This window comes from Enterobacter sp. C4G1, assembly GCF_052886895.1.
Map to the genome: position 1 here is coordinate 1,113,568 of NZ_JBQVVV010000001.1, position 12,179 is coordinate 1,125,746.

11 protein-coding genes are annotated in these 12,179 nt (G+C 53.5%); 7 read left to right on the forward strand and 4 right to left on the reverse strand.

Features of this window, described 5'->3' with window-relative positions; genetic code table 11:
- Positions 1-9: 9 nt before the first annotated feature.
- From yidC to rpmH, 4 genes are read right to left on the reverse strand one after another with little or no spacing between them, the layout of a single operon-like run.
- Positions 10-1,653, reverse strand: coding sequence for a membrane protein insertase YidC (yidC, locus tag ACT9TW_RS05320; protein ID WP_182063080.1), 1,644 nt, complete (start codon positions 1,651-1,653; stop codon positions 10-12).
- A gap of 2 nt (positions 1,654-1,655) precedes the next feature.
- Positions 1,656-1,913 carry a membrane protein insertion efficiency factor YidD gene (yidD, locus tag ACT9TW_RS05325; protein ID WP_001307474.1) on the reverse strand — a complete coding sequence of 86 codons (258 nt, stop codon included), beginning with the start codon at positions 1,911-1,913 and terminating at the stop codon, positions 1,656-1,658.
- On the reverse strand, positions 1,877-2,236 hold the full coding sequence (rnpA, locus tag ACT9TW_RS05330) for a ribonuclease P protein component (RefSeq protein WP_182063081.1): 360 nt from the start codon (positions 2,234-2,236) through the stop codon (positions 1,877-1,879). The genes yidD and rnpA overlap by 37 nt, the downstream gene beginning before the upstream one ends.
- A 16-nt stretch (positions 2,237-2,252) precedes the next feature.
- A complete protein-coding gene (rpmH, locus tag ACT9TW_RS05335) occupies positions 2,253-2,393 on the reverse strand; it encodes a 50S ribosomal protein L34 (RefSeq protein ID WP_000831330.1) in 141 nt (46 codons plus the stop codon).
- A gap of 605 nt (positions 2,394-2,998) precedes the next feature.
- Between rpmH and dnaA the strand changes: the two genes are divergently transcribed.
- The 7 genes from dnaA to ACT9TW_RS05370 all read left to right on the forward strand — a co-directional run bounded on the left by dnaA (position 2,999) and on the right by ACT9TW_RS05370 (position 12,177).
- A complete protein-coding gene (dnaA, locus tag ACT9TW_RS05340) occupies positions 2,999-4,393 on the forward strand; it encodes a chromosomal replication initiator protein DnaA (protein ID WP_446491811.1) in 1,395 nt (464 codons plus the stop codon).
- Between the two features lie 4 nt (positions 4,394-4,397).
- Positions 4,398-5,498, forward strand: coding sequence for a DNA polymerase III subunit beta (gene dnaN / locus ACT9TW_RS05345; RefSeq protein WP_182063083.1), 1,101 nt, complete (start codon positions 4,398-4,400; stop codon positions 5,496-5,498).
- Positions 5,498-6,571, forward strand: a complete 1,074-nt coding sequence (gene recF / locus ACT9TW_RS05350) for a DNA replication/repair protein RecF (RefSeq protein WP_446491812.1) — start codon at positions 5,498-5,500, stop codon at positions 6,569-6,571. Before dnaN ends, recF begins: the two co-directional genes overlap by 1 nt.
- Positions 6,572-6,599: 28 nt before the next feature.
- Positions 6,600-9,011, forward strand: coding sequence for a DNA topoisomerase (ATP-hydrolyzing) subunit B (gyrB, locus tag ACT9TW_RS05355; protein ID WP_182063084.1), 2,412 nt, complete (start codon positions 6,600-6,602; stop codon positions 9,009-9,011).
- Positions 9,012-9,196: 185 nt separating this feature from the next.
- A complete protein-coding gene (gene yidA / locus ACT9TW_RS05360; RefSeq protein ID WP_446491813.1) occupies positions 9,197-10,009 on the forward strand; it encodes a sugar-phosphatase in 813 nt (270 codons plus the stop codon).
- 75 nt (positions 10,010-10,084) lie between these two features.
- Positions 10,085-10,894, forward strand: coding sequence for a shikimate 5-dehydrogenase (locus ACT9TW_RS05365; RefSeq protein ID WP_446491814.1), 810 nt, complete (start codon positions 10,085-10,087; stop codon positions 10,892-10,894).
- Between the two features lie 59 nt (positions 10,895-10,953).
- Complete coding sequence (locus ACT9TW_RS05370; protein ID WP_446491815.1) at positions 10,954-12,177, forward strand: DUF3748 domain-containing protein; 1,224 nt, start codon at positions 10,954-10,956, stop codon at positions 12,175-12,177.
- Positions 12,178-12,179: the final 2 nt, after the last annotated feature.

Below are 12,179 nucleotides of genomic sequence, written 5' to 3' on the forward strand. Positions count from 1 at the left end.
GTTACCTGATCAGGACTTTTTCTTTTCGCGGCTATGCAGGCCACGTTTTTCCAGACCACGGTAAATCAGCTGCTGCTGAATAATGGTTACCAGGTTGCTGACGATATAGTACAGCACCAGACCTGACGGGAACCACAGGAAGAACACGGTGAAGATGACCGGCATAAAGGTCATGATCTTCTGCTGCATCGGGTCGGTCACAGTGGTAGGCGACATCTTCTGAATGAAGAACATCGTTATACCCATCAGGATCGGCAGGATGTAGTACGGGTCCTGTGCAGACAAGTCATGGATCCACAGTGCGAACGGCGCGTGGCGCAGTTCAACGGAGCCCATCAGCATATAGTACAGCGCAAGGAAGATTGGCATCTGTATCACAAGCGGGAAGCAACCACCCAGCGGGTTCACTTTCTCTGCTTTGTACAGGGCCATCATTTCCTGGCTTTGACGCTGTTTATCATCGCCCAGACGCTCACGCATCGCCGCAATCTTCGGCTGCAACATACGCATCTTCGCCATGGAGGTGTACTGCGCTTTAGTCAGCGGGTACATGATGCCACGAACGATAAAGGTGATAACGATGATGGAGAAGCCCCAGTTACCCAGGAAGCTGTGGATGAACTTCAGCAGCTTAAACAGCGGCTGAGAGATGAACCACAACCAACCGTAATCTACGGTCAGATCCAGGTGCGGCGCGACAGCGGCCATTTTGTCCTGGATTTCCGGGCCGACCCACAGGGTGCTACCCAGGTTAGCCGTTTGACCCGGCTGAACCAGAACTGGCTCGGATTTGTAGCCGATAGCAGCAATGCCATTGCCCAGGTTTGCGGTGTAGAAGTTGTTCGTACCTTCGTTGCGCGGAACCCATGCAGTCGCAAAATACTGTTGCAGCATCGCAACCCAACCGCCTTTAGCGCTAACGTTCAGGTTTTCGTTATCGGCGATGGTGTCGAATTTGTATTTCTCGTACTTCGCATCAGGCGTGGAGTATGCCGCGCCACGGAAGGTATGCAGCGCAAAGTTGCTGCTTCCAGTATCGCGATGCGTAGGCAGATTGATGGACTGCTTCAGCTGGCCAAAGGTTGCGAGTTCCAGTGGTTTTGCACCGGTGTTCTGCACGCTATAGCCCACGTTCACTGAATATTCACCGCGTTTCAGGGTGAAAGATTTGGTGAAGGTGTTGCCCGCAGCATCAGTGTAAGTCAACGGGATCACGAGTTCGTTTTGGCCATCAGCCAGAACAAACGCATCTTTATCGACGTTATACAGCGGACGCGGACCGTTCGCCGGGTTATCTGGGCCGTCACGACCGGTCAGGCCGCTCTGAGCCTGGTAGATAAACTGAGGCGTGGTTTCAAGTAACTGGAACGGTTCGTTAGATTTCAGTTCTTTTGGGTAGGTTAACAGCAGCGCCTGCTCAACATCACCACCACGGGTGTTGATAGTCAGCTCAAGCACATCGGTCTTAACCGTGATCTGTTTCCCCTGGCCACTGGCCGGCACGCCCTGGTCGGCGGCGCTACCCGCTGCTGTGGTCGTTGTCTGCGTGACCTGCTGTTGTGGTTGAGGATTTTTATCCTGCTCCCACGCCTGCCAGATCATGAAAGACACGAACAACAAAGCGATGATAAGAAGATTGCGTTGCGAATCCATCGTTAGTGTTCTCTGGTATCAAATGGCCCTGGGGGGACGGGATCGTCTCCACCTGGGTGTAAAGGGTGGCATTTTAATACGCGTTTCACCGTCAACCAACTGCCTTTTATCACACCAAACCTGCGCAATGCCTCAATTCCGTAGCTTGAGCATGTTGGTGTGAAACGACAGTGCGGCCCGAGTAGCGGACTAATCAGGCGCTGATAGACCCTAATGAGGGCTATCAGGACCCGTGAGCCAGGCGACAGTGGCGGCGCCATAATTTTTCCAACGCTTCCGAGAGAGCACGGTTATCGAGGTCGGCAACCCCTTTTTTTGCCACCACCACGAAATCCATAGACGGGAGTTCATGTTGACGTAAACGGAAGCTCTCACGCGTCAGACGTTTAATCCGATTGCGTTCGTGCGCACGCTTAACGTTTTTCTTGGCGACAGTTAGACCGATGCGGGGATGCCCCAGCGAATTTTGGCGGCCGAGGATGGTGATTTGCGGCGTGCCAGCCCGTTGTGGCTGCTGGAAGACGAAAGTGAATTGAGTGGGAGTTAACAAACGTAACTCCCTGGGAAATGCTAGCTTAACCACTCAGGGGTTAGCTTTATTACTTGGAAACGGTCAGACGAGCGCGGCCTTTAGCACGACGACGTGCCAGAACCTGACGACCATTTTTAGTAGCCATACGAGCACGGAAGCCGTGAGAACGGTTGCGCTTCAGTACAGACGGTTGAAAAGTGCGTTTCATGGCGATTTCTACCTAAACTTGAATAAATTCACTGACTTTTGCGTTTACCCGAACGAGTTTCGAACGACTAACGCCTCAGCGTGGGTGATTAAAGAGGCCGGATTGTAATAATTGTACACTCCGGAGTCAATTCTCTTTCCTTAATTCCCGCGTATTTTCGCACGTTTTCGCGTGGAAAATGAACAGCGTTCAACGCGGGGAAGCCGAGCTTTACGCGACGGGTGGGGGATTATACGACCTCCCCGGTAAAGCGCAAGGATCGTCCAGGATCTTCGTTAGATCATTTAAGCAAAAAATTGTCTGTACTCATTAATTTTTCCAATATGCGGGCTAAATCGTGGGGCACTCCCGTCAGGATCGATTACACTTACCCGGTTTCGGATCTTCCTGTGGATAAATCGGGAAGAATCTGTGAGAAACAGAAGATCTCTGGCTCAGTTTAGGCTATGATCCGCGGTCCTGATCGCGATCCCAGGATCCTGGTCAGGATAAAATTGCAGATAGCAATTCGCACATCACCCTTTTTTGCACAGGGTCTTGTCGATGTGTGCCAACAATCATGAATATTCAATAGTTTTCTTTATATTGTTCGAGTGGAGTCCGCCGTGTCACTTTCGCTTTGGCAGCAGTGTCTTGCCCGATTGCAGGATGAGTTACCAGCCACAGAATTCAGTATGTGGATCCGCCCATTGCAGGCGGAACTGAGCGATAACACGCTGGCTTTGTATGCGCCAAACCGTTTTGTGCTCGATTGGGTAAGGGACAAATACCTCAATAACATCAATGGACTGTTAAATGATTTCTGCGGATCAGATGCTCCGCAGCTGCGCTTTGAAGTGGGAACTAAGCCAGTCACGCAAACCGTTCGTGAAACCGTGAATGTGGCGATACCAGCCCAGGCTGTACCTGCACCGGCTCCTCGTGTCGCGCCTGCTCGTCAGGGTTGGGATAACGTTCCTGCTCCGGCAGAGCCAACCTACCGTTCCAACGTCAATGTTAAGCATACGTTCGATAACTTCGTTGAAGGTAAATCGAACCAGCTGGCGCGTGCAGCGGCTCGCCAGGTTGCTGATAACCCAGGCGGCGCGTATAACCCGTTGTTCCTTTATGGTGGCACTGGCCTGGGTAAAACCCACCTTTTGCACGCTGTCGGCAACGGCATCATGGCCCGCAAACCGAATGCAAAAGTGGTGTATATGCACTCCGAACGCTTCGTTCAGGACATGGTGAAAGCCCTCCAGAACAATGCGATCGAAGAGTTTAAACGCTACTATCGTTCCGTTGACGCACTGCTTATCGATGACATTCAGTTCTTTGCGAATAAAGAACGTTCGCAGGAAGAGTTTTTCCACACCTTTAATGCGCTGCTGGAAGGTAATCAGCAGATCATTTTGACCTCGGATCGCTATCCAAAAGAGATCAACGGTGTTGAAGATCGCCTGAAATCCCGTTTCGGCTGGGGCCTTACTGTGGCGATCGAGCCACCGGAGCTGGAAACCCGCGTTGCGATCCTGATGAAAAAAGCCGATGAGAACGATATTCGCCTGCCGGGTGAAGTGGCGTTCTTCATTGCCAAGCGTCTGCGTTCCAACGTACGTGAGCTGGAAGGGGCACTGAACCGCGTTATCGCCAATGCCAACTTTACTGGCCGCGCGATCACTATCGATTTCGTGCGTGAAGCGCTGCGCGATTTGCTGGCATTGCAGGAAAAATTAGTCACCATCGACAATATTCAAAAGACGGTGGCTGAGTACTACAAAATTAAAGTGGCAGATTTGCTGTCTAAACGTCGTTCCCGCTCGGTGGCGCGTCCGCGTCAGATGGCGATGGCTCTGGCAAAAGAGTTAACCAACCACAGTCTGCCGGAGATCGGCGATGCGTTTGGTGGCCGTGACCATACGACCGTGCTGCACGCTTGTCGTAAGATTGAGCAGTTACGCGAAGAAAGCCACGACATAAAAGAAGATTTTTCCAATTTAATCAGAACATTATCATCGTGACGCTATGAAATTTACCGTTGAACGTGAACATTTATTAAAACCGCTGCAACAGGTGAGTGGCCCATTAGGTGGCCGCCCAACGCTGCCTATTCTTGGAAACCTGCTGCTTCAGGTTGCAGATGGTACGCTGTCGCTGACCGGCACAGACCTGGAAATGGAAATGATCGCGCGTGTTACGCTGTCTCAGCCGCATGAAGCGGGCGCGACCACTGTTCCGGCACGTAAATTCTTTGATATCTGCCGTGGGTTGCCGGAAGGCGCAGAAATCGCTGTACAGCTGGAAGGCGACCGTATGCTGGTGCGCTCTGGCCGCAGCCGTTTTTCGCTCTCTACGCTGCCTGCCGCAGACTTCCCGAACCTGGACGACTGGCAAAGTGAAGTTGAATTCACCCTGCCGCAGGCGACGATGAAACGTCTGATTGAAGCGACCCAGTTTTCGATGGCGCATCAGGATGTGCGTTACTACTTAAACGGCATGTTGTTCGAAACCGAAGGTGAAGAACTGCGTACCGTGGCAACCGACGGTCACCGCCTGGCGGTGTGTTCGATGCCGATTGGCGATTCCTTGCCAAACCATTCGGTGATCGTGCCGCGTAAAGGCGTGATTGAGCTGATGCGTATGCTCGACGGCGGCGAAACCCCGCTGCGCGTGCAGATTGGCAGCAACAATATTCGTGCCCATGTCGGCGATTTCGTCTTCACATCCAAACTGGTTGACGGTCGTTTCCCTGATTATCGCCGCGTATTGCCGAAAAACCCGGACAAAACGCTGGAAGCGGGATGCGATATCCTCAAACAGGCCTTTGCCCGTGCGGCTATTCTCTCTAACGAGAAATTCCGTGGCGTGCGCCTGTATGTGAGCGAAAACCAGATCAAAATCACCGCGAACAACCCGGAACAGGAAGAAGCAGAAGAGATTCTGGATGTCACCTACGCCGGGACCGAGATGGAAATCGGCTTTAACGTTAGCTATGTGCTGGATGTACTGAATGCACTGAAATGCGAGAATGTGCGCATTCTGCTGACCGACTCCGTTTCGAGCGTACAGATTGAAGATGCAGCCAGCCAAAGCGCGGCCTATGTTGTCATGCCAATGAGACTGTAATGTCGCTCACCCGTCTGTTGATCCGCGACTTTCGCAATATTGAAAGCGCGGATCTCGCTTTATCCCCTGGCTTTAACTTCCTGGTCGGTGCGAACGGCAGCGGCAAAACCAGCGTGCTGGAAGCCATCTATACGCTCGGCCACGGTCGGGCGTTTCGCAGTTTGCAAATCGGTCGCGTTATTCGCCATGAACAAGAATCCTTTGTTCTGCACGGGCGTCTGCAGGGTGCAGAGCGGGAAACCGCTATCGGCCTGACCAAAGACAAACAGGGTGACAGCAAGGTTCGCATCGACGGGACCGACGGCCATAAAGTGGCCGAGCTGGCGCTGCTGATGCCTATGCAGCTGATTACGCCGGAGGGGTTTACTTTACTCAACGGCGGCCCCAAATACAGAAGAGCGTTCCTTGACTGGGGGTGCTTTCACAACGAAGCCGGTTTCTTTAATGCCTGGAGCAACCTGAAGCGTCTGCTCAAGCAGCGTAACGCTGCGCTGCGCCAGGTCACACGTTATGCGCAGCTGCGCCCGTGGGATATGGAATTGATCCCGCTGGCGGAACAAATCAGCCGCTGGCGTGCCGAATACAGCGCAGGTATCGCCGAAGATATGGCGGACACCTGCAAACAGTTTTTACCTGAGTTTTCTCTCACCTTCTCTTTCCAGCGCGGCTGGGAGAAAGAGACGGGCTATGCAGAAGTACTAGAGAGAAATTTCGAGCGCGACCGCATGTTGACCTACACCGCACACGGCCCGCACAAGGCGGATTTCCGCATTCGTGCAGACGGTGCACCGGTCGAAGATACCTTGTCGCGCGGGCAGCTCAAGCTCCTGATGTGCGCGCTACGTCTGGCGCAGGGGGAGTTTTTAACCCGTGAAAGCGGGCGGCGCTGCCTGTATCTGATAGATGATTTTGCCTCGGAACTTGATGACGCGCGGCGCGGGCTGCTTGCCAGCCGCTTAAAAGCCACGCAGTCTCAGGTTTTCGTCAGCGCTATTAGTGCTGAACACGTTATGGACATGTCGGACGAAAATTCGAAGATGTTTACCGTGGAAAAGGGTAAAATAACGGATTAACCCAAGATTAAATGAGCGAGAAACGTTGATGTCGAATTCTTATGACTCCTCCAGTATCAAAGTCCTGAAAGGACTGGATGCGGTGCGTAAGCGCCCGGGTATGTATATCGGCGATACGGATGACGGCACCGGTCTGCACCACATGGTATTCGAGGTTGTGGATAACGCTATCGACGAAGCGCTCGCGGGTCACTGTAAAGACATCGTGGTGACAATCCATGCGGACAACTCCGTATCCGTCACCGATGATGGTCGTGGTATCCCGACCGGTATTCACCCGGAAGAGGGTGTATCCGCTGCGGAAGTGATCATGACCGTCCTGCACGCAGGCGGTAAATTCGATGATAACTCCTATAAAGTTTCCGGCGGCCTGCACGGCGTAGGCGTTTCCGTTGTTAACGCCCTGTCGCAGAAACTGGAGCTGGTTATCCAGCGTGAAGGCAAAATTCACCGCCAGATTTATACGCACGGCGTGCCACAGGCGCCGCTTGCAGTCACTGGCGACACGGATAAAACCGGTACGATGGTGCGTTTCTGGCCAAGCCACGAAACCTTCAGCAATGTGACTGAATTTGAATATGACATTCTGGCGAAACGCCTGCGTGAACTGTCGTTTCTGAACTCCGGTGTGTCTATTCGTCTGAAAGACAAGCGTGACGGTAAAGAAGACCACTTCCACTACGAAGGCGGTATCAAGGCGTTCGTTGAGTATCTGAACAAGAACAAAACGCCAATTCACCCGAACATCTTCTACTTCTCCACCGAAAAAGACGGTATTGGCGTAGAAGTGGCGCTGCAGTGGAACGATGGTTTCCAGGAAAATATCTACTGCTTCACCAACAACATTCCACAGCGTGACGGTGGTACCCACCTTGTTGGCTTCCGTACCGCGATGACCCGTACCCTGAACGCCTACATGGATAAAGAAGGCTACAGCAAAAAAGCGAAAGTCAGCGCCACCGGTGACGATGCCCGTGAAGGTCTGATTGCTGTCGTCTCTGTGAAGGTACCGGATCCGAAGTTCTCCTCTCAGACCAAAGACAAGCTGGTTTCTTCTGAGGTGAAATCGGCGGTAGAACAGCAGATGAACGAACTGCTGAGCGAATACCTGCTGGAAAACCCGTCTGACGCGAAAATCGTGGTAGGCAAAATTATCGACGCGGCACGTGCCCGTGAAGCGGCGCGTAAAGCCCGTGAAATGACCCGTCGTAAAGGTGCGCTGGACTTAGCAGGCCTGCCGGGCAAACTGGCTGACTGCCAGGAACGCGACCCGGCGCTGTCTGAACTGTACCTTGTGGAAGGGGACTCCGCGGGCGGTTCTGCGAAGCAGGGCCGTAACCGTAAGAACCAGGCGATTCTGCCGTTGAAGGGTAAGATCCTTAACGTAGAAAAAGCGCGTTTCGACAAAATGCTCTCTTCTCAGGAAGTGGCGACGCTGATTACCGCGCTGGGCTGCGGCATCGGTCGTGACGAGTACAACCCGGACAAACTGCGCTATCACAGCATCATCATCATGACCGATGCGGACGTCGACGGCTCGCACATCCGTACGCTGCTGTTGACCTTCTTCTATCGTCAGATGCCGGAAATCGTTGAACGTGGCCACGTCTACATTGCACAGCCACCGCTGTACAAAGTGAAGAAAGGCAAACAGGAACAGTACATCAAAGACGACGAAGCGATGGATCAGTACCAAATCGCGATCGCCCTTGATGGCGCAACGCTGCACGCGAACTCCAGCGCACCAGCACTGGCGGGTGAGCCGCTGGAACGTCTGGTTTCTGAGTTCAACGCCGCGCAGAAAATGATTACGCGTATGGAACGTCGTTACCCGAAAACGCTGCTGAAAGAGCTGGTGTATCAGCCAACCCTGACCGAAGCGGATCTGAGCAACGAACAGACCGTCACCCGCTGGGTGAACACCCTTGTGAGCGAGCTGAACGAGAAAGAACAGCACGGTAGCCAGTGGAAATGCGATGTTCAGCAGAATGCCGATCAGCAGTTCGAGCCGGTGATTCGCGTGCGTACCCACGGCGTTGATACTGACTACCCGCTGGAGCACGAGTTTATTACCGGTCCGGAATACCGTCGCATCTGTACGCTTGGCGAGAAGCTGCGTGGTCTGATCGAAGACGATGCGTTCATCGAACGTGGCGAACGCCGTCAGCCGGTTGCCAGCTTCGAGCAGGCACTGGACTGGCTGGTGAAAGAGTCCCGTCGTGGCCTCGCAATCCAGCGTTATAAAGGTCTGGGCGAAATGAACCCTGATCAGCTGTGGGAAACCACCATGGATCCTGAAAGCCGCCGCATGTTGCGAGTGACAGTGAAGGACGCCATTGCTGCTGACCAGCTGTTCACCACCCTGATGGGCGATGCGGTTGAACCACGCCGTGCCTTTATCGAAGAGAACGCCCTGAAAGCGGCTAATATCGATATTTAAACCGTTATACCCCTCACCCCGCCCTAGCCCCTATGGGGAGAGGGCGGGGTGAGGGGAAATCATTTTGCTCACAAAAAGAGGAATCCCCTTTCTCTATCTCATCCCCCTTTATCCCCGACTCTGTTACTGTTTTTTGAGCGGAATCGAGTTAGCATGAGTCAAGACTCATTCAAACCGGGGATCTCATGGCCATCAAACTCATTGCAATCGATATGGACGGCACGCTGCTGCTGCCAGACCACACAATCTCTCCAGCCGTTAAAAATGCGATTGCTGCTGCACGCGAAAAAGGCGTGAACGTGGTACTGACCACTGGCCGTCCGTATGCCGGTGTACACAGCTACCTGAAAGAGCTGCATATGAATCAACCGGGTGATTATTGCATCACGTACAATGGTGCTCTGGTGCAAAAAGCCGCTGACGGCAGCACGGTGGCGCAAACCGCGCTGAACTATGACGATTACCTGTTCCTGGAAAAGCTCTCCCGTGATGTGGGTTCCCATTTCCACGCGCTCGATCGCAATACGCTCTATACCGCAAACCGCGATATCAGTTACTACACCGTGCATGAATCCTTTGTCGCTACCATTCCGCTGGTGTTCTGCGAAGCAGAGAAGATGGATCCGAACACCCAGTTCCTGAAAGTGATGATGATTGACGAACCCGAGATCCTGGACAAAGCTATTGCGCGTATTCCGGCAGATGTAAAAGAGAAGTACACCGTGCTTAAAAGTGCGCCGTACTTCCTCGAAATCCTCGATAAACGCGTCAATAAAGGCACGGGCGTGAAATCACTCGCCGACGCCCTGGGTATTAAACCTGAAGAGATCATGGCGCTGGGCGATCAGGAAAATGACATCGCAATGATTGAGTACGCCGGTATGGGTGTCGCGATGGATAACGCGATCCCGTCGGTGAAAGAAGTGGCCAACTTTGTCACTAAATCCAACCTGGAAGACGGCGTTGCCTGGGCAATCGAGAAATTTGTCCTCAATTAAGATGTGATGCGTAATTTCTCTGTGATGCCTTAACGGTGTCACAGGGCTTGTGATGGAAATGAACAGGAGGCGGTGATGTTAAATAAAGACACACAACTATGCATTTCTCTATCAGGAAGACCCAGTAATATTGGCACGCGTTTTCATAACTACCTGTATCAAAAGCTCGACCTCGACTTTATCTACAAAGCCTTCAGCACAACGGATATCGAACACGCGGTAAAAGGCGTGAAAGCGCTGGGCATTCGCGGTTGTTCTGTCTCGATGCCATTCAAAGAAACCTGCATTCCGTTTATTGATACCCTGTCCGATTCCGTACTGGCGATTGATTCAGTGAATACCATCGTCAACGATAAGGGGCATCTGACAGCCTACAACACGGACTACATTGCGGTTAAAAACCTCATTCAGGATAATTTTAACGATACGCAAATGTCGGTCTTCGTTAAAGGCAGCGGCGGGATGGCGAAAGCGGTTGTTGCTGCATTTCGCGATAGCGGGTTTACCCGTGTCACCATTGTGGCGCGCAATCAGCAGCAGGGGCAGGCGCTCGCCGAAAAATATGGCTATCAGTGGCGTCAGGATGCGACGGGGCGGCAGGCTGATATCCTCGTTAATGTCACCCCGATCGGCATGAGTGGTGGTGTGGAAGAAAATAGCCTGGCCTTTGAAAAAGAGGCGGTGAATACGGCACGCTGGGTGTTTGATGTGGTCGCTTTTCCTTCCGAGACACCGCTTATCCGGCTGGCGAAACAGCTTGGAAAACCGGTCGTAACCGGGGCTGAAGTGATTGCCTTGCAGGCGCTCGAGCAGTTTGCGCTCTATACCGGCGTCCGCCCGGATGAGCAGCTTATGCGTGAGGCGTCGGCTTTCTCTCGCCTGTGATGGTCTTCGCGCTGAGTTAAGCGGTACTATGTCGCCTGGTCCTTTGCCCGGATAACGACATGAAACAAATCACCTTCGCTTCGCGCCATCATCAACTGACAAATACCAACACCTGGACGCCTGACAGCGGCTGGCTTGCCTACGATGTGCGTCCTTCTGGTGCCTCTTTTACCGGTGAAACCATTGAGCGGGTGAACGTTAACTCGGGTGAAGTTGATGTTATTTATCGTGCCACCCACGGCGCGCATGTCGGGGTGGTGACCGTTCATCCCGCTGAAGATAAGTATGTTTTTATCCACGGCCCGGAAAACCCGGATGCCGGTTGGCACTATGATTTCCACCATCGTCAGGGCGTGATTGCCTACCGCGGGCAGGTAAGTCACCTCGACGCAATGGACATTACCGCGCCCTATACCGCAGGGGCACTGCGTGGCGGCAGCCATGTCCACGTCTTTAGCCCGGACGGGCAGTGCGTGAGCTTTACCTACAACGACCATGTCCTGCACGAGCGCGATCCAAAACTCGATTTACGCAATGTGGGAGTGGCCGTACCCTATGGCCCGGTATCGCCGCCGGGTGCTCACCCACGTGAATATGCCGGTACGTTCTGGAGCGTGCTGGTGAGCCACACCACACCCATGCCGCAGCCGGGAAGCGATGACATCAACCGTGCCTATGAAGAGGGCTGGGTGGGTAACGACAGGCTGGCGTTTATCGGCGATACCCTGTCTGCCCACGGCGAGAAAGTACCGGAACTGTTTATCGTCGATTTACCGAAGAACGAGCAGGGCTGGAAACGTGCGGGCGATACGCCATTACAGGGAACACCGGAGACCATGCCAGCGCCGCCTGCGGGCGTGGCGCAGCGCCGTTTAACCTTTACCCATCAAAAGGCGTTCCCGGGGCTGGTGAATGTACCTCGCCACTGGGTGCGCAGCAATCCGCAAGCAACGCAAATCGCGTTCCTGATGCGCGACGATAACGGCATTGTGCAACTCTGGCTTATCGCACCTGAAGGCGGTGAGCCGCGACAGTTAACCCATAACGAGAGCGATATTCAGTCGGCGTTTAACTGGCACCCATCCGGGAACATGCTTGGATTTGTACTCGAAAACCGGATAGCCCGGTGTGATGCGGCCACAGGAGAGGTGACGTTTTTGACGTCCGATCACGGCAACCCGCCGTCCGGGGACGCCATCGTGTTTTCACCGGATGGGGATCTGGTTGCCTGGATGGAAGAGACAGCCGGTTTCCGTCAGATTTGGGTCACGGAAACCGCGTAATG

What these genes read in the sequence shown, in the direction of transcription:
- yidC (WP_182063080.1), bottom strand. Translation starts at nt 1,653, where the DNA reads ATGGATTCGCAACGCAATCTTCTTATCATCGCTTTGTTGTTCGTGTCT.
- yidD (WP_001307474.1), bottom strand. Translation starts at nt 1,913, where the DNA reads ATGGCGCCGCCACTGTCGCCTGGCTCACGGGTCCTGATAGCCCTCATT.
- rpmH (WP_000831330.1), bottom strand. Translation starts at nt 2,393, where the DNA reads ATGAAACGCACTTTTCAACCGTCTGTACTGAAGCGCAACCGTTCTCAC.
- dnaN (WP_182063083.1), top strand. Translation starts at nt 4,398, where the DNA reads ATGAAATTTACCGTTGAACGTGAACATTTATTAAAACCGCTGCAACAG.
- recF (WP_446491812.1), top strand. Translation starts at nt 5,498, where the DNA reads ATGTCGCTCACCCGTCTGTTGATCCGCGACTTTCGCAATATTGAAAGC.
- gyrB (WP_182063084.1), top strand. Translation starts at nt 6,600, where the DNA reads ATGTCGAATTCTTATGACTCCTCCAGTATCAAAGTCCTGAAAGGACTG.
- yidA (WP_446491813.1), top strand. Translation starts at nt 9,197, where the DNA reads ATGGCCATCAAACTCATTGCAATCGATATGGACGGCACGCTGCTGCTG.
- ACT9TW_RS05365 (WP_446491814.1), top strand. Translation starts at nt 10,085, where the DNA reads ATGTTAAATAAAGACACACAACTATGCATTTCTCTATCAGGAAGACCC.
- ACT9TW_RS05370 (WP_446491815.1), top strand. Translation starts at nt 10,954, where the DNA reads ATGAAACAAATCACCTTCGCTTCGCGCCATCATCAACTGACAAATACC.